This is a genomic window from Paenibacillus oleatilyticus (assembly GCF_018998565.1).
In the GTDB taxonomy this organism is placed as follows: Bacteria; Bacillota; Bacilli; order Paenibacillales; family NBRC-103111; genus Paenibacillus_G; species Paenibacillus_G oleatilyticus.
This window is the reverse complement of record NZ_JAHNZO010000007.1, coordinates 33,906-59,665: the sequence shown is the minus strand read 5'-3', so window position 1 is coordinate 59,665 and position 25,760 is coordinate 33,906. Positions and strand designations below refer to the sequence as shown.

The 25,760-nt window shown below is 52.5% G+C and carries 20 protein-coding genes and 1 pseudogene; 6 read left to right on the top strand and 15 right to left on the bottom strand.

From position 1 onward, the window contains the following. Positions 1-33: 33 nt before the first annotated feature. The 8 genes from KQX66_RS11225 to KQX66_RS11190 form a co-directional block, all read right to left on the bottom strand. On the bottom strand, positions 34-324 hold the full coding sequence (locus KQX66_RS11225) for a hypothetical protein (protein ID WP_216792552.1): 291 nt from the start codon (positions 322-324) through the stop codon (positions 34-36). 7 nt (positions 325-331) lie between these two features. Beyond that, positions 332-697, bottom strand: coding sequence for a hypothetical protein (locus tag KQX66_RS11220; RefSeq protein ID WP_216792551.1), 366 nt, complete (start codon positions 695-697; stop codon positions 332-334). A 16-nt stretch (positions 698-713) separates the two neighbouring features. After that, positions 714-3,992, bottom strand: a complete 3,279-nt coding sequence (locus KQX66_RS11215) for a hypothetical protein (RefSeq protein ID WP_216792550.1) — start codon at positions 3,990-3,992, stop codon at positions 714-716. Between the two features lie 83 nt (positions 3,993-4,075). After that, positions 4,076-7,123 (bottom strand): hypothetical protein, encoded by a 3,048-nt coding sequence (locus tag KQX66_RS11210; protein WP_216792549.1) that lies wholly within the window; start codon positions 7,121-7,123, stop codon positions 4,076-4,078. A gap of 40 nt (positions 7,124-7,163) precedes the next feature. Then, positions 7,164-7,751 (bottom strand): DUF4376 domain-containing protein, encoded by a 588-nt coding sequence (locus KQX66_RS11205; protein WP_216792548.1) that lies wholly within the window; start codon positions 7,749-7,751, stop codon positions 7,164-7,166. Then, positions 7,752-10,280 (bottom strand): hypothetical protein, encoded by a 2,529-nt coding sequence (locus KQX66_RS11200; RefSeq protein ID WP_216792547.1) that lies wholly within the window; start codon positions 10,278-10,280, stop codon positions 7,752-7,754. It abuts the gene before it with no gap. A gap of 170 nt (positions 10,281-10,450) precedes the next feature. After that, positions 10,451-10,921, bottom strand: a complete 471-nt coding sequence (locus KQX66_RS11195; protein ID WP_216792546.1) for an RNA polymerase sigma factor sigma-70 region 4 domain-containing protein — start codon at positions 10,919-10,921, stop codon at positions 10,451-10,453. A gap of 20 nt (positions 10,922-10,941) precedes the next feature. Continuing rightward, complete coding sequence (locus KQX66_RS11190) at positions 10,942-11,895, bottom strand: hypothetical protein (RefSeq protein ID WP_216792545.1); 954 nt, start codon at positions 11,893-11,895, stop codon at positions 10,942-10,944. A 506-nt stretch (positions 11,896-12,401) separates the two neighbouring features. Between KQX66_RS11190 and KQX66_RS11185 the strand changes: the two genes are divergently transcribed. Then, complete coding sequence (locus tag KQX66_RS11185; protein ID WP_063179965.1) at positions 12,402-12,770, top strand: helix-turn-helix domain-containing protein; 369 nt, start codon at positions 12,402-12,404, stop codon at positions 12,768-12,770. Positions 12,771-12,870: 100 nt separating this feature from the next. After that, positions 12,871-13,302 (top strand): hypothetical protein, encoded by a 432-nt coding sequence (locus KQX66_RS11180; protein WP_216792544.1) that lies wholly within the window; start codon positions 12,871-12,873, stop codon positions 13,300-13,302. 199 nt (positions 13,303-13,501) lie between these two features. Here the strand turns inward: KQX66_RS11180 and KQX66_RS11175 are convergent, their stop codons facing one another. From KQX66_RS11175 to KQX66_RS37345, 5 genes and pseudogenes are all read right to left on the bottom strand, one after another. Further along, positions 13,502-15,022, bottom strand: a complete 1,521-nt coding sequence (locus KQX66_RS11175) for a hypothetical protein (RefSeq protein ID WP_216792543.1) — start codon at positions 15,020-15,022, stop codon at positions 13,502-13,504. A 66-nt stretch (positions 15,023-15,088) separates the two neighbouring features. After that, positions 15,089-15,954, bottom strand: a pseudogene (locus tag KQX66_RS11170) (alpha/beta fold hydrolase). Then, entirely contained in the window at positions 15,951-16,571 is a 621-nt protein-coding gene (locus KQX66_RS11165) for a TetR/AcrR family transcriptional regulator (RefSeq protein WP_054972721.1), read from the bottom strand. The pseudogene KQX66_RS11170 and the gene KQX66_RS11165 overlap by 4 nt, the downstream one beginning before the upstream one ends. 1 nt (position 16,572) lies before the next feature. Continuing rightward, entirely contained in the window at positions 16,573-17,805 is a 1,233-nt protein-coding gene (locus tag KQX66_RS11160; RefSeq protein ID WP_216792542.1) for a serine hydrolase domain-containing protein, read from the bottom strand. A 217-nt stretch (positions 17,806-18,022) separates the two neighbouring features. Beyond that, a complete protein-coding gene (locus tag KQX66_RS37345; protein ID WP_220388992.1) occupies positions 18,023-18,109 on the bottom strand; it encodes a putative holin-like toxin in 87 nt (28 codons plus the stop codon). Between the two features lie 283 nt (positions 18,110-18,392). On the opposite strand from KQX66_RS37345, the gene KQX66_RS11155 reads away from it, so the two are divergent. The 4 genes from KQX66_RS11155 (at position 18,393) to KQX66_RS11140 (ending at position 23,793) form a co-directional block, all read left to right on the top strand. Next, complete coding sequence (locus tag KQX66_RS11155) at positions 18,393-19,379, top strand: substrate-binding domain-containing protein (protein WP_216792541.1); 987 nt, start codon at positions 18,393-18,395, stop codon at positions 19,377-19,379. Beyond that, the gene (locus KQX66_RS11150) at positions 19,376-20,830 is read left to right on the top strand and encodes a sensor histidine kinase (RefSeq protein ID WP_216792540.1); all 1,455 of its coding nucleotides are present in this window, start codon (positions 19,376-19,378) and stop codon (positions 20,828-20,830) included. The genes KQX66_RS11155 and KQX66_RS11150 overlap by 4 nt, the downstream gene beginning before the upstream one ends. After that, positions 20,805-22,151, top strand: a complete 1,347-nt coding sequence (locus KQX66_RS11145; RefSeq protein ID WP_216792539.1) for a response regulator — start codon at positions 20,805-20,807, stop codon at positions 22,149-22,151. Before KQX66_RS11150 ends, KQX66_RS11145 begins: the two co-directional genes overlap by 26 nt. Positions 22,152-22,368: 217 nt before the next feature. Continuing rightward, positions 22,369-23,793 (top strand): sugar porter family MFS transporter, encoded by a 1,425-nt coding sequence (locus KQX66_RS11140; protein ID WP_216792538.1) that lies wholly within the window; start codon positions 22,369-22,371, stop codon positions 23,791-23,793. Positions 23,794-23,870: 77 nt separating this feature from the next. Here the strand turns inward: KQX66_RS11140 and KQX66_RS11135 are convergent, their stop codons facing one another. Beyond that, a complete protein-coding gene (locus KQX66_RS11135) occupies positions 23,871-25,058 on the bottom strand; it encodes an acetyl-CoA C-acetyltransferase (RefSeq protein ID WP_216792537.1) in 1,188 nt (395 codons plus the stop codon). 40 nt (positions 25,059-25,098) lie between these two features. Then, positions 25,099-25,758, bottom strand: a complete 660-nt coding sequence (locus tag KQX66_RS11130) for a CoA transferase subunit B (protein WP_216792536.1) — start codon at positions 25,756-25,758, stop codon at positions 25,099-25,101. Between the last annotated feature and the right edge of the window lie 2 nt (positions 25,759-25,760).

Below are 25,760 nucleotides of genomic sequence, written 5' to 3'. Positions count from 1 at the left end.
AAATAAAATAGCGCGAAGAAATTATTCATCGCGCTACGGCCGAATCAAAGGACCGACTTCAAAAACTTTAGTTGCCAGCTTGTTGATGGGATCCGCTTCCGTTTTTAAAGCCATAATGTCGTCATGCTCTTGCCGACTGATCCAGCCTTTATCTAAGGCGCGGTCAAGCTCGTCGTAATCATAATTGCGGGCAGCATAGCTTTTCACGTCCGAGCGGTAACTTTCCGGTATCCCTTTGAAACCATCCCGAGGTGTCAAACGTTCGTTACCAAACATGGTAATGTTACGTGCATAAGTGGAGACAAGAAAAGGTAAATTTGCCATGGCGGGCCTACTCTCCTTTGCTCATGAAATATTCCATGAATGCCTGCAAGTCGGCGCTGACGGCTGCCGCCTGTTCTTCTTGTTTTTTCAATTGCGCAGTCAGCGAAGCAATCTTCTCTTCAGGCGTCATTTGCGCAACTGGTCGGGCAGCCCACTCGGCATCCAACTCTTCTTGGCTTCGTTCGGCAAGTTCTCCGCTTAGCCACTTATATTTGCATTGCAAGCGCTCGTTGCGCAGTTGTATCGTAAAATGCCTGCCGGCATTTTCGTCAATGCAAATGTCCGTCCGCTCCGGGATCTCGAACGCGGATGAAAATCCGTGAATGACGAGGTCGGCCGCGTCCGTGCGTAAGTAGTGTTTGTAGGCGTTCACAGGCATACCCCTTTCTTTAAATTTCGGCGTCTGCGACTGCATGAATCTCGTAATATCCCGCTGGCAAACTAAATTCTGAGTTTCCGATCCCCGCACTCTTTTCTGATCCGGAAAATGGCATCGCGTTAGCGGATGACGTAGAGTTGTAGTCATTCCTCCATTGACCCGTTGTCCCTCCTTGGGGAGAATAAAGTACAAATGACGGCGATATGCGCATCGGAACGGGGTACTGCCAGCGTACGATCGGCTCGGTGGATCCTGCCAATCTCACCCCCAGAGCCCCGCCACGTCCGGCATTATTCGCAGGGGGCGTCGAATACGGGAACGTTTTGCAGAAGTACCTCTGACACAGCGCCAATTCCTCCGCAAAATGTCTCGGCTGAAACGGAAGAGCTACGTCACCAGCACAAAGCTGGACTTGGGCGAAATCGAAATCTCCTGTTGCATACGTACCGACCTCACCGGACGGTATGGAAATGACTTCGTTATCTTGTTTGTAAGGAATAAAGTAAAGCCCCAAATAGTCACTTTTACTTGTTCCCAAAGTTTTCCCAGCAATAGATGGAACATCGAACGTGACCGTAAAAAATTGCCAAGCCGTTGTCAGATTGATCGTTTTACCGCCTGGGCATGACACACTTGAAGATGGGCTGCCACCGTATCCGAAATTTTGAAACAAAGAGACCGCGATTTGGCGACTGCTGCTCGCCTTGGCCCAAAAGCTTACCGTACATTTTTGTCCGGCAAATGTGTACACGGACTCGACAAACTGTGCCATCCTCATGAATGCACTTCTGGTTCCCTTGGTACCGACCGAAGTTACACTTAACCTTCCGAAGTACTTTGGATTTCCGGGGACTGCGGTCTGGCCCAATGCAAAAGGCTGCTGCGACATCGTAAAGCTGGCAGACCCTAAACCTCCAAATCCGGCAAATACCTGCCCAACCCATCTATCCAAACCATATCCATACGCATTTTCAGCGCCGTAATTACCGTTCTGGATAACGCTGGTACCCCGTTGCGCTATATCGAACCCGCCATTGATGATGGCTTGCCGCGACAAGGCGTTAAGCGGCAATGCTGCTTCAAGTCGATCCTGTATTCCTTGAACAACCGAGACCTGCGACGCCATGTCCGCCTGATTGGCTGCCAACGTATCGACAACGGATTTCAGATTGCCTGCATACTCCCCTTGAATCGATTGAACGTTGCAGGTGAGAGCGTATTGGTCGCGGGCAAGATAGGTGACCGTGTAAACTGCCGTGGGGTCGTAATTTCCAGATAAAGCAGGAATGAATGCATCTGCTCCCCCGTAAGCCGATGAGCTTTTAAAGCTGTCTCTTTTGATCCAAGCCTGATCAATTCGATCATTTCTGAACACGGTTAGAATCCTATTCGTTCTATTCTTAAGACTAGAGCCTGGAGCCGCCGTGTTATTTATCAAATAAATTCCGTTCGGATCAATCGGATTCGCTCTTTCCCTTATAATTATCCCGGTTCCCACTTCAACCTGATTCAGTCCTGAGTGAAGCGTAATCCCGCCTTCAACCCGAATTTCCTCGACCGTTGGCACAGCAAGCTGGTATTGAAGACTATAAGGCTTGTAACCCGGCGCGAGATTGCTGGGAGCCGTTTTTTTAGTAAATTCATTTTCTTTGTCTGGATTCCACACAGCCCCAGGCGACCAATAGGCGTACCAACGTTTATACTGAGGGTCTCCTCCGTTCCACAGCTTTCCGCTAGTGTCGATTAATTTCCACCCGTAGAAATATGCCTTAATCTCTTCTTTTGACGGTTCATACTTATCCCCCCATCCGCTATCCTCGTCGGAAACGGTAACATAAACAATGCCCGAATCCTGTGCAATAGCTCCTCTGTCCGGGGCAGACGGGATGCCCGTAAGATTAGGGAGTACCTTGTCGTACTTCATAAATAGTCCTAGGTCCCCTGTGATAGGAAAAACGGGGCTTTCAAGCGACAATTGCTTGAAACCGGCATAATTACCCGTGCGTTTCCAATTTCTAGAGCCATCCAGTACCATCGTTTTGATCCGCGTATGCTTCCAGTACTTCCCGCCACTCTTGAATAATTGATCGTATACCTTCCCATCTGCACTTGAAGCAAGCTGTACATTCGGGAAAAGTAACATGTCATCATGGCGCGGTTTGAACGGCAGCGCCGTTGGTCCGACGTTAAGCATCCCTTTCTCAAACGTAAACGTTCCAACAGGCTCAGGATTAGTAGTGTATACGACAATATAGCTCACGTCGGATGGAGACGTTCCGGTAACGGACTGTTCGGAGGTATAGCCACCCCCGGCTTCAACGAATGTTCCATCCTTTTTATAAAACCGGAGAAGCATTTTGCCCGTATGGATCATGCTCAACGTATACGGCGTAGATGGCATGCACGGCAGCTTGGCCGTTCCCAGCCATGTATCCTTAGCCGTCGTTTGCTGTTGAATTTTGTACGGACCCAGGATATTCGTGCCTCCGTCAGTACGAATCACTTCCCACTCTGTGAACGGGGGCAGCAGGTTCTCCCCGTACTTGATGATATACGGCGAGTAGATCGATTTCCTATCTTCGACGTAAGGCCATTTGACAGCGATCTGCTCCGGCGTCATCCTGTCGATGGCATCATAGTCCTCTTTGGATATTTCAAAAAGTCTAACTCCATCCGCATACCCAAATTGCCCGGCAGCTCCGGTTACAGTTACATTTATTCCCACATCCGTTGCGGATATGCCGGTAAACTTTCCAAAAGTAAGAGTAAACTTCGAAGTATCTACAACCGCGTTCGTTGCCGTTGGCGGGCCTTGTCCGGATATAGACAGATTCATCTGTGTGGCGTTGCCGTTCTTTAACTCGCCCATAAGAAGATAGTACTTATCCGCATCAAAATTGAACCCTCTCGCGGTTACAGCGGAGCCAATCGTATAGCCGTCTGCGACGGTGACCTTCAAGCCGTTGCTGCCGTAAACAAAATTGTTGGGATTGAGCGCATGGGTGGTGTGATAATCATTCCACTTCGCTGCGTCCTCGCAGTTTCCAGCGTGTCCGAGCAGGTTCACCAGCGTCCGGCCCTTTATGCTGATATTCTCCAGCACACTGGTCTGCTTTACGTCAACATTTTGCATCCCATGATTTAACTGAACCGGAGTCGCGTCCGCCGCCATGAGTTGGCTTACGCGAGTATCTAGCTTCTCGAAATTTTCATTAAACTCCGTTCGCAATACCTGATCCGAGCCTGTCCAATGATGCAAGTTCAGATGCGGCGTTTTATTGCTGCTCAACAGTTATCCCCTCCCCTAGATTGCAAATGTATAAAAAATTCTGTTCACCACTGAACGGAATAAGTCAGAGCGCTTTTAAATCCTCATTTGCCCACTGCTTGCCACCCTCCTCCGTTCCAATATTCGAGTATGCCATTGTTGTTGATACGAAACTGAATGCTGTTTCCGCTGTGCATGAGTTTATAGGAATTCTGGCCCTTGGTTCCTCCACCTACAACTAAGTCATCCGAACCGTCGCCCGGTATGAACAAACAAACCGACTTATTACTCCCCGCATTTACGAATTTGATCGAAGGATCATTACTGTTTACGATCGTTAGATTCGTATTCGTCTCAGCATAGTTTCCCCCACCACTCCTTCTTATTTCGACGTTATTCATTATTGTGCCACCATCATTTCTATCTAATGGCGTAATACTCCCGGCATGCCATACCCTGTGTCCATTAACATATACGCCTTCTGGATGCGGAGTTTTAAAATTGATCGTATCCGCCAGGTCATTTTGAACCTCTATCGTCAATTCCTGATCTTCGCCGGATTTTTGACGAAGCGTGATGCTCGCGGTATCTGCACTTCCACCGAATGCATCATTTGGAAAATGAATTCCGCCGCCAGGACCCGCGGGAACGACGAGTCTGCCGGTCATCGGTTCACTGCCGTCTTTCGGCAAGCTTGCGTTTGCCCTTGATTGAGCGGCATCGGTCTCCTGTTTTCTTGCGATATCGTCCGCAGCAGCCGGTGCAGCTACTTTGGCCCGCCCGGCGGCGTCCCGTTGAATGATCTTGCCGGCAACCGCTGACGATGTAGCCCCATGCGCGCCCGAGGTAGAGTTTGCATGAGCGTCGACCTTATTTTGAGCTCCGCCAGGGGTTTCTGCACCGATCTGTGCCGGAGTTACGTCGTGCGGGTTGTCCTTCCTTAATATATGTTCCTCAAACGCTTGTCTGGCCGCATCCGTTCCGCCTTGAAGCTCTGTAATCTGTTCCGATATATCCGCCTGATTGGCTGCTAGCGTATCGACAACGGACTTCAGATTACCTGCATACTCCCCTTGGAGCGATTGAACATTGCAGGTGAGAGCATGTTGATCAAAGGCAAGATAAGTGACCGTATAAGTCCCGGATGGGTCTACATTCGACGAAAGCGTTTGGGCATAGCCCCATCCATAATTCACATCAAAACTTGCTCTGCGCTTCAGCGACCACCCCGCGTTCACACCATCCTTATATACCGCAAACGCTCGATCCGCACGGTACTTTTGCCCCGCTCCCGCTAACATGTAAGAGTTACCGCCAATGGTCACTACGTTGTGATGCTCCCTGACGATCATCCCATTGCCGACTTCCACTTGATTGAGTTCTTCATGGAACGTGATTCCGCCTTCCGCTATGATTTCCTCGACCGTTGGCGCAGCAAGCTGGTATTGAAGTTTGTATGGGGTCGGGCCGTTAATAAAACCATAGGCGGTCGGCACGATTTCCGCCGTAGCTGAATCGAACCCGGTACCATTTCGTCGCGCCCACCATTTTTTTCCCGACACATATATTCCGGTTGCCGCTGACGTATCTTCTTGATACATGCGCCAGCCATTAAAATAAGCCTTAATATCTTCCTCGGAGGGTTTATACGAATCCCCCCATCCGCTATCGGAGTTGGAGATCGAAATAAACAAATGACTGCTGCCCGTCGTTAAAGTAAACTCGTCCCCGCCTGAAGGTTTGGTTCCGTCCGGTTTAGCTTTTAACAGCTTTCCATCGTGTTTTACAAGTACCGCAGCATTCGTAACATCCCCCATTACAGGGACTTTGACTTCCTTAAATCCTGAATAGATACCATCTGCTAAAGACCAATCCAGCTTCCCATCCAGTTCTATCGTTCGGAATCGCGCCTGCTTCCAGTACTTCCCGTCACGTTGATATAATGTGTCATAGACCGTTCCGTCAACGTTGGAGGCAAGTTGAACATTTGGGAAGAACAGGTGGTCGTCGTTGCGGGATTTGAAGGGCTTCGTCGTTGAACCCAAGGACAGCATAGGCTTCATGAACCTATACGTCCCCGCACCAAAGGTATGATTACCAAGCATGACCCGCAAATATCTTACGTGCGGCTCGGTTGTAACGGTTTTACTCACTTTTGATGTATAACCTTCATAAGCACTTACAAACTGCATATTTTCATCAAAACTATTCAACCCTATAAAACCATTGGCAGGCAACGACGCTAAAGCTAACGTATACGTTGTATTCGGTGCGGCGGGTATATCTACATATATCGCTTGCCCGCTCAAATCGGCGATTAAACTGGCAGAGAAGGGATCATCAATGTCCAATTTCGGTGTTCCGCCGTTTCCTGCCGTCACATTCCACTCCGTAAACGGCGGCAGCAAGTTCTCACCGTACTTGATGATATATGGCGAGTAGACAGACTTCATACTATCAATGTATGGCCATTTGGCGGCGATCTCTTCCGACGTCATACGATCAATGTTCGCGTAGTCTTCCGCGCTTATTTCATAGAGACGGACATTATCAACGTTGGCCGTCTGGTCAGGTGTACCAGACCCAAAAATGCTTAGAAGTTGCTGACCGCTCACGCTTGGGGCCAGTTTCACCCATTTTGTCACGAACGATGTTCCAGTATATTCGGCCGTATTATTACTGCCAAAGTTCAACACGATCCCGTTTTGAATGTCAGTGTTCGCTACGTCCGCTATTGCGATGTAATATTTTCCCGCTGAGACCGTGTATGCTTTCACAATGCCGGCCGAAAGTTGACCGCTGACTATTTTAAACTGTATGCTGTTCGACCCGGACGCTTTTTTTACGAAGTCCAGCGAAAGCATGGCACTGGTATACGGGTTCCACCTGGAGGCATCCTCGCAATTTCCGTCCCGCCCTAGCAAATTAATCAGAGTTCTCCCTTTCATACTGACGTTTTCCAACATTCTGGTGTGCTCTACGTTGATGGTCTGCATCCCATAGTTTAACCGAACCGGGATCGAGCCCATGGCCATGAGCTCACTTGCAAAAGCATCTATCTTCTCAAAATTTTCATTAAACTCCGACCTCAATACCTGATCCGAGCCTGTCCAATTATGCAATTTCAGATTCGATGTCTTACCGCTGCTCATTTTAGATTCCCCCAGATTTCCCATACATAAAAAGAAGCTTCTACCACCGGATAGAATTGACCGCATCCACTGAAGTGGCGTGTTCAAGTTCTTTTTCCAGTCGTCTAAACTTCTCGATCAGGTTTGTTTTATGCATTTGTCCATCAAGCCAAAGTCGGGTGAACTGTTCCTTCGTATGCATCAGTACGCCCGCGTCGCGTGTTTTCCAAGATGTTTGTGTAAAATTAGGGTGCATATTCATCAATTCTTTGGTGCTTTGAAAATTAAGCTGTGCTTCCATATCGAAAGAATAAACATGCTCCTCCCCCAGAGCAGAAGAGGTGAAAGTTCCCTCGATGGCTTCCGTGCAAAGTCTTTTTAGTTCAGCGAGTTTACTCGCTTTCTGCAGGATCAGCAATTCATCTGCGGGCTTGCCCTCTATCCATTGTTCTTGGGTAAAGTCCCATTTGGGTAAATGCAATCCTTCCGGGACGGGGACGGCTACGATATGTCCCTGAACAATTGCCGTCTGTTTGCCGCCTTCGGAATCCTTATATGTAATAATGGACGATACTCCCGTTTCATCATCCGCAACGAGTGTCGGTTCCTTGTATATGCCCAATTGATCTACGATAATGGCTTCTTTCATTTAACGCGCCTCCGCTAAAAATGGTATTAAGTTAACTTCCAACCACTCGTTAGATATTGGCGAAATGTCTATGAAGACATTTCCGTAGGAAGGTTCCGCCGCAAGATATGTAGGCGCTGTACCCCCTCCAACAAGGCCGTTCGTTGTAACTGTTCTCGTTAGGCCAGTTGGTCGATACCCTCTCGGTAAAATAAATAATACTGCGCCTGCGTATGTTGCTCCACCCTTAATTGTACCTCGTACGTGGACAAATCCAAGTTCATCCTTCATATATGAAAGATTGTAGTTAAAGCCACCGTAATTCACCCACCCACTTAGTGGAGTCGCATTTATCCACTGTGGCTGTGCACGCTGAGCACGCGTAATCTCAAGCGCCCCTACTCGCGCTACCATGTCGGACTGTCCGGCTGCCAGCGTATCGACGACGGTTTTCATATTTGCTGCGCGATCAAATTGGATTGATTGGACATTGCAGCTTAGTGCGTGCTGATCGAGCGCAAGATAAGTGACGGTGTACGGATCGCCAGCGTTAAATCCTTGTGGTGACCGCACCGCAATGACGCCACCATAACCACCCGATGTGGTCACGTCATCGTAACGCCATCCATCACGAAGACCATTTCGGTAGACTCCGAAGAACTTACCTACACGGTACTTCGTTCGGGAACGCTCCCACCCGGGAGAGTAGTTGTTAATCCCCACAGAAACAAAATCTGTATGCGGCGTGACACGCTCGTGTATAATCATACCAGCACCAACTTCAAAATGGTTCGGCCCTTCGTGAAGCGTGATCCCGCCTTCGGACCTCACTTCTTCGACGGTCGGCGTGACAAGTTGGTATTGGAGTTTATACGGAGATTGTGACACTTTCCAAGCGGATTGAACGATATTTGGCGTAGTAGTTGTTGTATCATTTCCACGATTTAACCACCACTTGGTTCCACTTTTGTAAGTTGATGTATTTGGGTCCTGCCCCTCTTGAAACATACGCCAGCCGTTGAAATACGCCTTAATGTCGCCGGGTGATGGGGGGTATGCATCATCCCACCCGCTATCCGAGTTAGGAATGCCTATCCGAACGGAGTAATCGGTTGGAATCCATCCCGTGTCTAATCCAGATGTTGTGCTATACGGGCTAAGAATCTTTCCGTCAAATTTTTTAAAAGTACTCAAACCAAAGTTAGAATTCAATAATGCATCAGCAACAGTATTAGCGTTAGTAGTTACACTTTTCCAGCCAGGACCTTTTCCTAAGGGCTCCCATTCCAAATCACCCGTCAAGTCCATCGTCTTAAAACGCACCTGCTTCCAGTACTTTCCGTCAAGCTGAAACAGCGTATCGTAAACCGTTCTGTCAACGTTGGAGGCAAGTTGGAGGTTCGGGAAGAAAAGGTGATCATCGTTGCGCGGCTTGAATTGCAATGCATCTGGACCAAGATTAAGCATCGGATTTGTGAATGAAAAAACACCGTTTGATCCATTTGCTGAAAAGTATACGTGAACTACATTGTTATCACCCGAGTTAAATGTCAAGCTGCCTGATGTGGTATACTCCGCGATAGGTTGTACGGTCTGTGTATAAACAGCAATACGACCGTTATGCTGTGCAGATAATGTGTAACTTGTATTACGTAGGACTGGAACTATTACCCATGCATTGTACGAAATAGGATTTGTACCACCAATAATCGATAGGGTGTACGGTTCCTTAAACACCCCTGTCGGAGATACATAATTCCACTCCATAAACGGCGGCAACAGGTTTTCCCCATACTTGATGATATATGGCGAATAAACGCTTTTCATATCGTCAACGTAAGGCCATTTCGCAGCAATCTGCTCCGGTGTCATACTATCGAGCGCGTTATATTCCGCTTGCGTGATTTCATATATGCGTACGCCGTCAAAATACGCATATTGTCCCGCCGCACCGTTTATGCATAATACCATACTCAAGCCGCTAACGTCGGCATCTGGATTATATGCCCTCCACGCCGGATAAAATTTGTCCGTTGCGGTAATGATGTGTTGTCCTTTTGCTGCCGTCGTGCCGTTAATGTAAAAGTTTCCATTTGTCGCAGTACCATTTTTTATGTCCGCGATGGCGACGTAATATTTACCGGCTTTGAAGGAGAATGTGCGGGTTGTAATGGTGCTTATGCTGCCGCTTGTAAACCCGGTTGATAAGGTCAGCTTAATGGCATTGTTTCCAATGCTCTTGTTATTGGAATCAAGCGCCTGAGAAACTTGGAAAGTTCCCCATTTCGTTAAATCCTCACAATTCCCATCCCGCCCAAGCAAATTAACCAACGTCCGCCCTTGAATGGTTACATTATTCAGGGGACTGCTCTGGTTCACATCGATCACCTGCAGGCCCTGCTTCAACTGCACGGAAGTTGTCTTCACCGCCAGGCTGTCATCGACATACGCATCGATCTTGTCGAAATTCTCGTTAAACTCGGAACGAAGAACTTGGTCGGAGCCGACCCATTTATTCAACCTCAGGCGCTTCGTCTTATCACTGCTCATATGTACCCTCCTGTATCGTCTAAAATAAAAAGCGATGTTCACCGCGCCAAACGGCGCCGGCTCCCATCACTTTTACATGTTTCATCTATAGTAGTTTCATGGCTTCGCTCGTATCGATTCTTTCTCATGGTATTACTATATCATGGGAAAGGTGGTTGAAAGGTGGTTGTTTACGCAAACGCCTCTTGAGTTTCGCCCGGCAAGCTGCGGTTTTGCACCGGCAGGATTTCCGCCGGCTCGGTGAACATGAAGCAAATCGCCAGCTTCTCCAGCGCGCGGCGATGAATCGCTTTGGTCGAATCAATGCCGTAATTTCGGCGAACCTCGATTTCTTTCAAGGTCCAGCCCTTCATCCATTTATAATGAATAATTTCATATTCGACATCCGACAACGTCTTGAGCGCACCCTCAATCATTTGCACAAGCCGGCTGTACATTCGATAGTCCGCCGCGTCTTGCTCGCAGCTATGGGTCAGCACGCCGGGCTCCCTCGAACCGTAACTGCCATTACGGGGAGCAAAATCCAGCTTGGACACGGAGAGCGTATACGAGCTTTCCGACACATAGTTGTCTACCGCATATTTATATGATTGATAGTTTTTGAGAAGCGTTACGACTTTTTCCCGCTCTGTATTGGTCATGCGTCTCTCCCTTTCTTCGATTAAACGTTTGCCGTCAATGACGCCAGAGTTGCATGGCTGAGTCTGGACAACTGCTTCTCGACGTCAACCCGCCAAGCGGCTTCGCCTTCCCGCCATTCCTCCATATCCTTTTTCCAGACCAGCATATCTTTCATCTGTTCTTGCAGAGGTCCCACAGCCACCGCATCGGTTTGCGCAGCTTGTCCCGACAACGCAGGAACAGGGATAACAGCGTTGGGCTGGAACGCAAGAGGGGGCAGCACTTCAGCATGGCTCGCAAGGAGCTGCTGCGTCGCTTTTTCGGCTGCGCTTTCCTTCGCTTTTTGCACAAGCTCCTCAAGCGTTTCGGAGGTCCCTGTTACTTTCACGCTTGGTTCCGGACTTTGCCGGGTCTCCGTCTGTTTCAAAAGCTGCCGCAAGCGCAGGATTTCATTTTGCTGCTCTTCCGCTTTGCCGCTGAACTCGGCTTTCAAATGGTCCAGCGCGGCCATCGCCTCATCGCGTTCTTGCTGCAACTGACTCATTTGATCCTGAAGATGCTGATTTTGCAGCGTCAGTTTGCCCAGTAAATCTTCTTTTTCCAAGGCACTCGTGTTTAATTGTTCCAGCTTCTGCTTAAACTGATAAATAAGCTCAACACCTGACTCCAATTCTTCTTCCTGCGCCGCGTAGGCGGATTGGAGTTCGCTCAACTGATTGTGATGCAGTGACTGCAAAGCGGCTTTTTGCTCTCGCAGAAGCTCGCTTATGATTTTATTGGCCTGCGTGTTTCCGAAAATATCGTTAAAATCGTACTTCAGCTCAATTTCATCGCTATCCGGCGGGGAAACGATCAGCTCTTGATCGAATTCGCTCGATGCATGCTCTGCAGGGAGAACAGGAGAACGATCTTCTTCGGCTGGAGTGCTCGTTTGCTCATGCATTTGCGCTTGTAGCTGCTCCTGTTCGTTCTCAATCACTAAAAGTTTCAACATATCTGCCTGGTCGTTCATGTTCAATAACGATTTCTCAGCTTCCAAGACCTCATATCTTTGTTGAAGGTTCTGCATACTAAACTTCCTTTCCAGTAGTTTGTTCGTGAGTTACAACACATTGCGGATGACCATCAAATAGCTGCACCTCCTGTAATTCTCGATTAATGAGATAATCAGCGAACAAAGCCTATTATAATTCTCATTTAATGAGAATACAATGTTTTTTTCTCAATTAATGAGACCGCTATGCTATAGTTATTTCCATAAGGAGATATTCCGGTAGCGAAGTCATTTGAACTTTGAACGCCAAAAGCGCCTCTAGTATACTGAGAAGCGTTCCTGCAAATCACAAGTCCATTTCGATGTGAAAAAAACGAAAAAGCTTACATGCCGTCTTCCCCGCAGCGACCTAAGCCATGCACCTTTTAAGTCAACCTCGAAACCTGAGAATTGAGCCAGACGGCAGCCTGTACTATTACTTTTTTGATAAGTGGGAGGATTCCTTTATGTCTACGGTTTCTGAACGACTGCGCTATGCAAGGGAACGAATAAACTTTAAGCAAAAAGACGTGTCCGAACGGACCGGAATCAACAACAAGACCTTAAGCCGCTATGAAAATGGAGGCAGCGAGCCGGACATTAATACCTTGCGTGTTTTGGCAGATTTATACGAGGTTTCTTTGGATTGGATCCTTACGGGGAAAGAACCGGTGACGACGAATAGTTCCAACGAAGTAGATCTGGAGAGCATTTTAGCCCAAAAGAAGGTGATGTTCCGCGGAGTAGAGCTGACAGAGACTGAGAAAAATTTACTAGAATTATCTTTAATTAATGTTATACTTAAAGCAAAAGAACTATATATTACAAAAAAATAACTGGAAAACATCCTGATTGATTTAAAACAGTTGTCGTGCTTCTAAGTTCTAACACTTATTAAATCGGACCTGTTTTCGGTAAATGATGGAGGTTGATTATATGATCGTGAGTCGTCGCCTAGCAGATGTTTCAATTAACAATTACTCATCGCTGCAATTTCTAAACAGACAAGCCAAATTGAAGATCGAACATCGTCACATCCAAGATCAAGCGTATGCCTTGACTCAACAATTTCACTCCAGCACTCCGTCCGAACTGGCCGGGCATTTGGGTCTTAAGGTCGATCTTCAACCCATGCCCGATACCATATATGGGTATTACGTTTCTCTGTATGATACACACTACGCCGTGATCAACAGCAGCCTCTCTGATGAACTCAAAGACTCTACGATCGCTTATTCTGTAGCCCACCATGTTTACGAGAAAGGTCAAGATGAAGTCTTCTTGAAGACGAATATCGATAGACGGTACGGGATGAAAGCCGTATTTTCTTCCTCCATCCTGAAATGCTTCATGCAAACGAAGTTTTAAAGCGCAAACGCCCCTCTTTCTCGTTGCCCTCCCCTAAGCTTGAATTTCCCACTGTCCGACAGTATCCATGAGGATCAAGCTGCGTAAACTTGGTAAGTCAAAAGGGGATCGTGTCGTTGAACCTGGAATAAGGGAAAATATCTCTTTTACGAATAGTTTTTGAAAAGTTAACGGCTCTCGTTTTCCGAGAGCCGTTCCTTTATTGCGTGGCGAGCAGCTCATCATCGTACCATCTGCCCGTTTTGTTATCCGAGTAGTTGAATATCGTATTGTTCTTTGTGCGCAAGAGGTAAAATTTGCGGTCGCTCCCCATGTAGACACTCTTGTTCAGGCTCGGACGGTCCGGGGAACTCTCTTCCCTGGCCAGCGCATCCAGAGCGTCCGCTTTGGAGACGTTGAAGCCGGTGTCCAGCCAATAATACCCTTGCGTATCCTGGGGCGTAAAATTTCCGTCGTTGCTTATGCCGCTGCGGTAAATAAGCAGTTTTCCATCATCCGTTAACAAATCCTTCAGTCCTGGAGTCGATACGCCGGGCACCACAATACCCGATTCGCTCAGCGCCTCGTTCGCCAGACGGACGTTGCCCTTGGCGTCCAACAGCGCAATCCGTCGGGAGCCGGCCAGCAGCTTCCCGCGCATCAGATCGACACCGTTGGAAACCAGCCAGAAACTCCCGTCGTCATTTGCAATGATCCGATCCAGAGGCTGCCGCAGCTCCTTGATTTCCGATACCTCTTTCCGAAGAATCAGGAACGTGCGATATTCATATAATGAATGGCCGGTATTGTAAGCCGTGGTTTTTTCAACGGACACCAGCGTTATGCCGGAAGGCAGCTCAAAACGCGTACCCTTCAGTCCCCTGATTTCCGCCATGCCCGCTTCTCCCGGACTTACCGTAATCTGCTCCTTGGTCAGCAGCCGTAGCCCTTGATAATACAGCCCGTCGTCCTTCATCTCCAAAGAAACCGGTTCGCCTGCGTTCTTCCTCTCCAGCTCTTCGACGCGCTTTCGCAGCTCCCCCGTCTCTTCTTCGGTCATCCATACCGGCGTCTCTTCCAACGATTTTTTTACTTTCAGGCCGCCACGCCCCGGTTCCGTAACAAGCTCGGGATACATATACAAGTAATCCGCGTCGTCATAGTAAATCGCCCCGAGTACCTGCTGCTGTCCGCCGATGACGTTCAGTCCCTTGTTTTCGTCCCATACGAGCTCCAGTCCCAGCATGTCGTGAGCGTATTTCCAAGTCAGCGGCAAATAAGTGACGTCGTTCCATTCCAGCAATGGAAACGGCTCGCTCCCGTTATCGATATAATTGTTGCTTATCGTTACCGGGAAATCGGGCATGGTCGCCGTATACGCGCGATTCCGCGGATTGGACCCGGACAAGTCGGGTCGGAACGCCTCCTTTTTCCAGCCGATAAAGCGTCCGCTTAATTGTCCTCCGCCCATGCCGAGCTGCAGCCCCTTATCCTGATCAAAGGAAAGCGAGATGGCGAGCGCCCGGGTATATTCCCAGGTGAGCGGCAAATAAGTTATGTCCTTGTAGACGAAAAAAGGGTATTTCAGCTTCGCATTATCCAGCGTTTGGCCGTTGATGAGCACAGGAAAGTCGGGGAGCCGCACTTTCTTGTCTCCAGAAGCCGCTTGGGTGGCCGCGGGGAAACAAAGAAGCAGTATCGACCATAGCGTCAGCCAGGTCAAAGGTATTTTCCAGTTCATGGAATCCTCTCCTTTTAACCATTAGACGCAAAGTCGCACAAATGGTTGCATGAGCCATGCGTACCTCTATATCCGATTACCGTGCAAAAAAGCCAGCATCGCCTCGTTCGTCTCCCATCTGCGCCCTTCCCGAGCCAAATCAAATGGCCCCACGTGTCCAACAGCCGAAGCTCCGACTGCGGAAGATGGCGATGCGCGTGAAATGCATGCTCCAGCGAGACGAGCCGGTCGTTTTTGCTATGTAGTACGAGGGCCGGGCATCGTACATTTTCAAACTCCGACGGGGTGATGTCTCCGGTCTGGGACAAATCGATGAAAAAGCCGTCGCCCGACCGCTGCCGGTTGTTCATCCGCCGGAACGCTTCCCAATCCCCCTCGTCAGCCTTCGCGACGATTTCGCTCCGAGAGAGCGTGCTGAACGAAGGCGCCATCTGCCGGAAAAGGAAGCGTGGAAACCGGTTGTTCAAGCGGCCAAGCAGCTTCCAGACCGCCTTTTCCGCAGGAGGACGGAACAGCAGCCGTGCTACGCGGTATTCCTTATCCTGCGGAGTCAGCCAAGCCTTCGTCACCGCGCATTGCAGCGTGAATGTGCGGACACGGTCCGGGTACAGCGAAGCAAAACGGATGCCGCTCGGGCCGCCAGCCGAAACGGCCAACAGATGCACCTTGCCAAGCTGCAGCCGGTCCAGCAAAGCATTGTACGCCCGGCAGGCTCGGGTCAAGCTCGACCCGAGCTCCTTGGAGGTGCCGCCGTACCCCGCACGGGACGGGGTAATCAAGCAGTGCCCCTGGCGGATCAAGGCCTCGTAGCCGAATTCCTCGTAACAGTTGGAATGCCCGCCGTGCATTACAAGAATCGGCTCGCCCTCTCCTGCAACCGAGTATTCCAGTAGCTGGTCTTCAAAACGGCAAACGTCCACACGTCGGTTCATTGGCCTTCTCTCGTTCCATCGCCATCCGAAGACGTCAGTCCGTTGACGACGAAGCGGATCAGCAGCTCCACCACCCGCTCGTAGACATCCCCGAGCTCGGCTTTGTGCAGCGAGACGAAGACGACCGCCCGAAGCAGCCCGGCCACAACCTCGTGCTCCAGAGGAAGCATAGCCCCTTGGCCCTGCCATTTCTCGAAGAGCCGCTGCGCGGCGCGGGTATCCTCCTCCGCATGCTGCTGCAGCGTTTCCTGCGGCAGCTTCCGGACAAGCTGCTCCCATTCGTCCTGCCGGAATACCCGTTGCAGGAACGGATTCGCATCAATCGTCTCGAAGCTTGTCCGGAACAGCTCGTGGAGCAGGACTTTAGGCGGAAGCTCCGAGGACATCATATCCGCCAGCAAACGGTCTTTGAAGCTTTCCTCCCGCTTGGCGATTTCGAAGTACAGCTCCTCTTTGGTATCAAAAAAGCTGTAGAACGAGCCCTTCGCGATGCCGCAAGCGGCCACGATATCGTCCAGGCTCGTCTTCTTCAAGCCGTATTGGACGAACAGCTCCTTTCCTTTGGACAACAAGCATTCGCGGATCGCTTCTTTTTCCTCTTTGCGAAATTTCGGCATCTTAGTCTTCCTCCCCCATTGATTTCAGACAGTCGTAAACCGCGCGGCGCACGGTATTCTCCCGTGGATTGCGGTCCATATAGCCGCCGATCCGGTTTAAAACATAGGCGTAGCCGAGCCCAAGATCGGGGTCCGCGAAGCAGAACGAGCCTCCGGCCCCGGGGTGCCCGAACGCGTGCAGGCTGCTGCCGAACATCCGCTGAGGGATCGGTTTCCACAGCCCGAGCGAATAGCCGAGGTCGACCCGGTTCACCCGGTCGAACCAGCCGGAGGCAGGTGGCTCCGCAGGCCGGCACAGCTCCTTCAGCGTAGAGGCGGTCAGCCCGAGCTTTCCTCCACCTGTGGCGAACTCGCCGTAAATCCGCGCCATAGCCCGGGCTTCGCCGATTCCGTTGCCTGACGGGAATTCGATCGACAGCATGTCCCGGTCATTGAAGTTCGCGTTGGCCACCAACCGCTTGCGGTCCACCATACTGCGGGAGGTGAGCGACCTAGGATTCAAAAATCCGGCGAACAGCGCCATCGGGATTTCATGAAGATGAAACAATAAGTCCAAGGGACTATCAATTCCCCGCACCTTGGCGAGTCTCGAATCCGGCACCTCGTCCGGCAGCCCGATGTAAAATTCCGCTTGCAGCGGCGCGCAGATTTCCTCCTGCAGCAGCCGCCCGAGGCTTCGCCCCTGCGGATCGGTCCGCCTCAGCAGCTCGCCGATAAACCAGCCGATCGTCCACGTATGATAGCCGTGCGCCGAGCCCGGCTCCCATTCCGGCTTCATCTCCGCCAGCTGGCCTGCGACGTTCGCCGTATCCAAATCGGCGTACCGACGGAGCTCCAGCCCATCCAGTGCGCACAAGCCGGCCTGATGAGCTAGCAGCTGCCGGATCGTGATCCGCTCCTTCCCGTGCTTCCCGAATTCCGGCCAATATTGCGCTACCGGGTCGTCGTAACCGAACCAACCACGCGAATGAGCTACGGCGGCACAGAGGGCCGCAAACCCTTTCGTGCTCGAAAACACGGGAACCATCGTACGCTCCTCCCACGGAATCCGCCGTACCGGGTCCGCGTATCCGCCCCACAGGTCAACCACCTTCTCGCCTCGCCAATAGACGGCGCACGCGGCACCGTTTTCCCCAAGCCGCTCGAAATTGCGCACAAACGCCTCTTTTACGCCCTCGAAGCCCCGCTTAACCGTTCCACCGACGAGGGTGGCTTTCTCTTTTGATTGTATCATGGTGTCGCCTCTTATTCATTTTATATGACTAAATAATAATTTATAGTCATATAAAACGCAATGAAAAAAGCTTCTTCCCGAAGCCTATTCAACAGAAATCGAATTCTCTCCTCAAAAAAGATGAGTCAGATCGGATGATCCAACTCATTAATCAACTTGTAATTGGCGGATGTTTCTCAGTCAGTATGGTTTCACACCAAAACAAGAACCAAGCGGATTATTTCCTCTTTTCAATATAACCCAACAATGTGATTATAAACATTCCGAACGCGAAGAGAACAGAAAGAGCCTGAAATAAATCCATTTACAGCCTCCTCCTTTCGAAGAGCTGCTCCACCATCTTACAAGTTGTACTTTAAATTTAGCCCAAAATGGTTAAAACTGGTAGAACATTAAGAACTATTTTTGAACTTTTTGTTTCAACATTTTTCGCTAGCGAATGTTGACTTGTCAGGGAATACTAGGTGTAAGCTTGACGAACCATCGGGAATGACAAGTTTGCAAATTCCGGGTAGTCCTACGTTTACTCCCGGGAAGCCGTCACGTATAATGAGCCTATATTTAACGCGGAATAAAGGAGCGTCCGCATGTCAAACCGAAAATGGAATCTGGGACTTCTTCTACTCTTTATTGTCTTTGCCTGCTTGCTGCTGCAATTTGTATTCTCTACGCTGCGCATAAGGGAGCTGGTCCGGCCGCTGGAGTCCGGCCCCCCGGACGGAGACCGCCCCCGCCGTATCGTCCTCATCCCTCAGGAGCTGGATAATCCGTATTGGCGGTCTATCGAGCAGGGCGCGCGCGAGGCGGCCCGGCAGTACGGCATGGAGCTGGACTATACCGGCCCGTTCCGCATCAACCCGGCCGAACAGTCCAGGCTGCTGGAAAAAGCGATCGCGGCCAAAGCCGATGCGATTCTGCTTCAGGGCATCGGCGACACGCAGTACCGGGGACTGATCGACAAAGCTGCCGATCGCGGCATTCCCGTGATCGCCGTCGATACGGACGAGCCGGAAAGCCGGCGGCTGGCTTATGTCGGCACGGACAATACCGAAGCAGGAAAACGGATGGGCGAGCTTGTGGCGCAGGCGTCGGGAGGCACAGGGACGATCGGCGTCCTGATCGGCAGCGAAGCGCCCAACCAACGGCTACGGCTCGAAGGCTTCCGCTCGGTAATCGGCCGTTATCCGAAGCTGGAGATCGCCGAGGTGCGCTCGTCGAACATATCGCGCCTGCAAGCGGTCGACCAAGCGGCTGCCATGCTGCTCGGGCATCCGCAGATCGGCGATCTGGTCGGATTCAGCGCCTTGGACGGCCCGGGCATGCTGGAAGCCGCGGGGCGCGTCCGGCCACAGGGGCTGCGCATTTTTGCGTTCGATGACCTGCCGGAAACGACGGAAGGCATCCGGCAATGCAAGCTTGCCGCTACAATCGTCCAGCAGTCGCGTCAAATGGGCTACGAGGCCGTAGCGCTGCTGCGCGATTATTTTCAAGGAAAAACGCCGCAGCCGCAGCACTACACCGATACGTCCGTGCTCGACCGCAGCGCCCAAGGGATCGGGGGAAGCTGTCCATGACGATCCGCACCAAGCTGCTGCTGTTTATTCCCCTGCTCGTGCTGCTCGTCAACTCGGTCACGTTCTTTTTATTCCAGAGCGGAAAGGTCGTGCAGCAAAGCTACGATCTGATGATGAACCGCATTCTGCTGTACAAGCAGTCCGCCCAGGCAGCGGAGGATCATCTCAAGACGCTCTATGTGTATTTGCTGAATCCGGGCGAAGACCGGAAAACGGAGCTTGACCGGGAGCGGGCCAAGCTGCTGGAGCTTCGGGTCGCGCTTGTCGGGCTCAGCGGCGCGTCTCCCCATACGTCGGAGCTGGCCGGCTACCTTCATCTGCTCGATACGCAGATGGAGCAAACGCTCGCCGCTCTGCCCGGCGCCGCCCCGGCCCGTTATGAGGAAGCGGAGACGACGACCCGGTTTATCCGCGAGGAAGAGCAGCATCTCGTCGATCTGGAGCTAAGCTCGTATCAGCCGGTTTACAAGCAAATCCAGGCGGAAAACGACCGCATGAATAGGTTGGCCGCAGCCGTATTCGTCGTCAATACGCTGCTCAGCGTCGTGGTCGCGGTCTGGATCTCCCGCAGCGTTACCGGACCGGTCAACCGGCTGGTCGAGATGGCCGGGCAAATTTCCCGGGGGAACCTGAATCCGGAGCCTCCGCCGTTGCAATCTGAAGATGAGCTGGGCATTTTGTCGGATGCCTTCAAGCGGATGATGGCCGACCTCAAGCTGCTGATCGAGAAGGACAAAGAACGGTTGGAGATGGGGCGGCTAGTGAAGGAGCTGGAGCTTCAGGCGCTGCAAAGCCAGATTCATCCCCATTTTCTATTCAATACGCTCAATGCGCTTTCCAAGCTGGCGCTGCTGGAAGGCGCGGAGCAGACGAGCGACCTGATCGTGTCGATGTCGAACCTGCTGCGCTACAATTTGCGCAAGCTGGACCGGCCGGTGACGCTGCGCGAAGAGCTGGAGCACGTTCGGGAATATGTAACGATTCAGCAGGCCCGCTTCCGCGACCGATTCCGGTTCGAGACGGACATCGACGAATCCGCGCTGCAGGAGCCCGTCCCGGCGCTGACGCTTCAGCCGATCGTGGAGAATGCGTTCGTGCACGGCATCGAACGGATGGAGCATGGCGCTGTGATCCGCCTGACTGTCCGCAGCGAGCCGGAGCACGTGCGTCTGACCGTCTCGGACAACGGCCGCGGCATGAGCGAGGACGTCCGGCAAGCCTTGCTGAGGCTGGAGGACAACAACGGCGCAAGACCCGGGCAAGGCACGGCCAAAAAGGAATCCACCGGGCTCGGAACGCGCAACGTGTTCAAGCGGCTGCAGCTGTTTTTCGGGCGTAGCGATCTGGTTGACATCGATAGCAAACCGGGAGAAGGAACGACGGTGACGATCCGGATTCCCTGCGGAAAGGAGGGCGAGACGGCGCATGTACCGACTGATGATCGCAGATGATGAAGCGCTGGAACGCGAAGGGCTGGAATGGATCATCCGGCGCGCGATGCCGGATACGTTCCGGGTCGTTCATGCCGAGAACGGACGAAGAGCCATTGAGCTGGCGGAAGAGCATCGTCCGCATATTATTTTGATGGATGTCAACATGCCCGGCATTCAAGGCTTGGCCGCTTTGCGCGAAATCAAAGAGCGGCTGCCCGATGCGAAGCTGGTCGTGGTCACGGCCTACGACTATTTTGCTTATGCCAAGGAAGCCTTGTCGCTCGGTGTAAAGGAATATATTGTGAAGCCGGCGAAGCGGGAGCAAATCGTCCGCATTTTGCAGCAGCTCGTGGAGGAACTGGAACGGGAGAAGCGCAAGCGGACGGAAGAATTGGAGCTCCGGGACAAAATGTCTCAGCAGCTCCCTTTGATGGAAAACGAGCTGGCCCTGATGTTCATGGTAGACCAGGTGCTGGACGCCGGCGCCGGGCAATTATCCGAATGGCTCGGCTTCCCTCTCGATCAAGGCTGCGCGATGGTCGTTGCTTTTCCGGAGCTGGCTTTCATACCGGATAAGAAGAAAATTTACGATCTCATCCGCAGCTTCGTCAAGGCGCAGGGGGAGCCTTGCGTTGTGAGCTCGCTGATCGACCGCCACATGGCCATTTTCGTGCGCAAGAAGCCGGAAGAAGCCTCGGAGGCCGCATGGAAGGACAAAATCAGGCGGTTCGGAGAAAAGCTGTGCGAATTAACCGAGCGGCAGCTCGAATTGGCGGTATCGGTGGGCATCGGGTCGGTCCATAAGGAAGCAGCAGGGCTACGCACCTCGTATTTCGAGGCCGTTTTTGCCTCCACCTATTTCGAGCAGGGCGGCAAAGTATGCCTTTTCGACGAGCTGAAAGAAGACAAGGCGGGTGTGCTCCAAGAGCCCGAAGCAAGGTCCGCCCACAGAGAAACGGCGCGTCAGTCGTACGTAATCTCGGCGCTGCAGCGCATTCGGGAGGAGCGCGAGCGGCAGACGGTCACCGTCCTCGACAAAGCTAAATGCTACATTCAAGAGCGGTTTGCCGAAGAGCTGTCGCTGGAGGAAGTGGCGGATTACGTCCATCTGAATCCCCACTATTTCAGTAAAATTTTCAAACAGCAGGTGGGCGAAACGTTTATTGATTTTGTCACGAACCTGCGGATCGGCAGAGCCAAGGAGCTGATGGCCTCGACGGATTTAAGCCTGAAGGAAGTGTGCTTTGAGGTAGGGTATAAAGACCCGAACTATTTCAGCCGCGTGTTCAAAAAAGTGACCGGCGTGACGCCGACCGATTACCGGGGCCAAACGAAATAAATGAATCATGCGGAGGTCCATGCTTTCTTAAGGCATGGACTTTTTTGCGTTCGGAGACCAAGAAAATGCTAGCCTGTGTTGCGCGGCGGACGATGCAAGGGAATTCCGAATTAAATGCGGATAGAGCACAAATAAGTGCGGGTAATTAGAGGTAAGACGCGCAGATTCACGTGCTATAATGAACCCACTTCCGGATTCACGGAAAGGAGAATGTATTATGAGTACCATTCCCACCACGCAAAACGGACAAGTCAGCATGAAGTTCGTTACGCTTGTTTCTATCGTTGCCGCATTGGGCGGCTTATTGTTCGGTTTTGATACGGCTGTCGTTTCGGGCGCAATTGGTTTCATGAAGCAGCGCTTCGATTTGAACGAACTGGAGGTCGGCTGGGCCGTCTCCAGCCTGATTATCGGCTGCATTGCCGGGGCCGCCGTTTCCGGCATGCTGAGCGACAGGTTCGGCCGGAAAAAGGTGCTGATTGCCGCGGCGGCGCTATTCATTATCGGCTCGGTCGGCTCCGCTGTCCCGGATACGTTCACCGGCTACATTATTGCCCGGATGATCGGCGGGATCGGGATCGGCATCACCTCTACCCTATGCCCGCTGTATAACGCGGAAATCGCTCCGGCCCGGTACCGCGGCCGTCTGGTCGCGCTGAACCAGTTTGCAACCGTGACCGGTATTTTCCTCGTTTACTTTGTCAACTCGGGCATTGCCGGCTACGCTGATGACGCCTGGAATATCGCCACCGGCTGGCGCTGGATGTTCGGTGTTGGAGTGCTTCCGGGCGTGCTGTTCCTGGTACTGCTGTTTTTCGTCCCGGAGAGCCCCCGCTGGCTGATCAAACAGGGAAGACCGGTCGAAGCGCTGCCAATCCTGCTCAAAATTCACGGCGACGATCTGGCCCGGCAGGAAGTGCTCGATATCAAGGAGTCGTTCAAGCAGGAAAACGCCTCGCTTCGCCAGCTGTTCACCCCCGGGCTGCGCACCGCCTTGCTCGTCGGCGTGGTGCTGGCCGTGCTGCAGCAGGTGACGGGAATTAACGCCATCATGTATTATGCCCCGGAAATTTTCAAAGAAGCCGGAGCCGGAACGAACGCTTCGCTGGTCCAGACCATTTTGGTCGGGCTGATCAACTTCCTGTTCACGATTTTGGCTCTGTGGCTAATCGATAAAGCGGGGCGCAAAGCGCTGCTGCTGGTCGGCTCGGCCTTGATGACCGTCTCCCTGCTGGTCATCGGCATTGCGTTCCATAGCGGGCAGACATCCGGTCCGCTGGTGCTGGTCTTTATTTTGGTCTATGTCGCCGCCTTCGCGATCTCGCTCGGTCCGGTCGTCTGGGTGCTGCTGTCCGAAATTTTCCCGAACCGCATCCGCGGCCGGGCGACAGCGATCGCTTCCATGTCGCTCTGGGCAGCCGATTATATCGTGTCCCAGTCGTTCCCGCCGATGCTGAATACCGCGGGACCTGCGATGACCTTCTGGATTTTCGGCGTGCTGTCGCTCGTTACGTTCCTGTTTACCTGGCGCGTCGTGCCCGAGACGAAAGGAAAATCGCTGGAGGAAATCGAAGCCGTCTGGTCGGCCAAAGCGAAAGCCGAACCGGGCGACCAACCGGCTCTGGCTGCTGCGGTCGATTGAACCGGGTTTGCATATCACACGAAAAAGAGGAGCCGCTCCCGTGCTCCTCTTTTTACGTACAACTATCGCGTTAGCCTTTACGCCTCCCGCTCCACCAACATCGCAACCCCTTGCCCTCCGCCGATACATAGCGCCGCGAGGCCGAGCTTTCCGCCCCGCTTGCCCAGCTCATGGAGCAGCGTGACAAGCACGCGCGCGCCGCTCGCTCCGATCGGATGACCGAGGGCGATGGCGCCGCCGTTGACGTTCAGCTTCTCCCGCGGTACGCCGAGATCCCGTCCAACCGCAAGCGATTGGGCGGCGAACGCTTCGTTCAGCTCCAGCAGGTCGATGTCGTCTATCGACACGCCGGTTTTGCCAAGCAGCTTGCGGACCGCATCCACCGGCCCAAGTCCCATGACCGACGGGTCCAAGGCCGCATGCGCATAGCCTCTGATCCGCGCCAGCGGCTTCAGTCCGAGCTGCGCTGCCCGGACCGCGGACATGACGACCAGCGCAGCCGCTCCGTCGTTGATGCCCGACGCGTTCCCGGCGGTCACGGTACCGTCCTTGCGGAACGAAGGGCGAAGCTTGCCGAGCGTCTCCGCCGTCGTACCGTAGCGCGGATGCTCGTCGGTATCGAAGACGACAGGATCGCCTTTTCGCTGCGGAATCGATACGGGGACGATTTCGTCCCGAAAACGTCCCGACTGGATCGCCTGCTCCGCTTTCTGCTGGCTCCAAGCGGCAAATTCGTCCTGCTCCGCACGGGTAAGCTCATACCGGTCCGCGATATTTTCCGCCGTGATTCCCATATGGATATCGCACATGGCGCACCACAGTCCGTCCCGGACCATCGAATCGACCAGCTTGCCATCACCCATGCGCAGCCCCGAGCGGGCGCCTTCCAGCAGGTACGGCGCTTGGCTCATATTTTCCATGCCGCCTGCCACGACGATGTCCGCATCGCCCAGCCGCACGCTTTGCGCCGCCAGCATGACGGCCTTGAGGCCGGAACCGCACACCTTGTTCACCGTCACCGCAGGCACCTCATGGGAAAAGCCGCCTTTTAGCCACGCCTGGCGCGCCGGATTTTGTCCGAGTCCCGCCTGCAGCACGTTGCCCATGATCACCTCGCCGACCTGCTCCTCGCTGACGCCAGCCCGCTCCAGCGCATTCTTGATCACGAGGCTGCCGAGCTCCGTAGCCGGAATGCTCGACAGCGCTCCTTGAAACCCGCCGATCGCCGTACGGACGGCGCTTACGATCACCGCATCGTTATTCATGTGAACCTCCTCAAAGCTTTGTTAAAACGGCATTTATAATTCAAGCGCCCAATTCCTCCGCCAGCCGGGGATCGACCATAAACGAAGCTTCCGTTTTCGCCCGAACCTCGTCCAGCCCTGCGCCCCCCAGCAATTCGACCAGCACCATCCCTTGATCCGTAAAGTCGAAGACGGCGAGGTCGGTAATGAGCCGGTGCACAACGCCTTGGCCGGTCAGCGGGAGCGTGCATTCCTTTTTCACTTTCGCTTCCCCGTGCTTGTTGACATGCTCCATAATGACGATGATCCGCTTGGCTCCGTTCACCAAATCCATCGCACCGCCCATGCCTTTGACCATTTTGCCGGGAATCATCCAGTTGGCGAGATCGCCCCCTTCGGACACTTCCATCCCGCCCAAAATCGCCAGATCGATATGACCGCCGCGAATCATCGCGAACGACTCCGCGCTATCGAAATACGAAGCGCCCGGAATCGCCGTGACCGTTTCTTTCCCGGCATTGATCAAGTCCGGATCTTCCTCGCCCTGCTTCGGATAAGGTCCGATCCCCAGCAGCCCGTTCTCCGAGTGCAGCATGACGCTCAGCTCAGCCGGAATTTCGTCGGCGACCAGCGTCGGCATCCCGATGCCCAAATTCACATACATGCCGTCCTGAATTTCCTGAACGGCCCGTTTCACAATTCTGGTTCGGCTATCGCTCATGT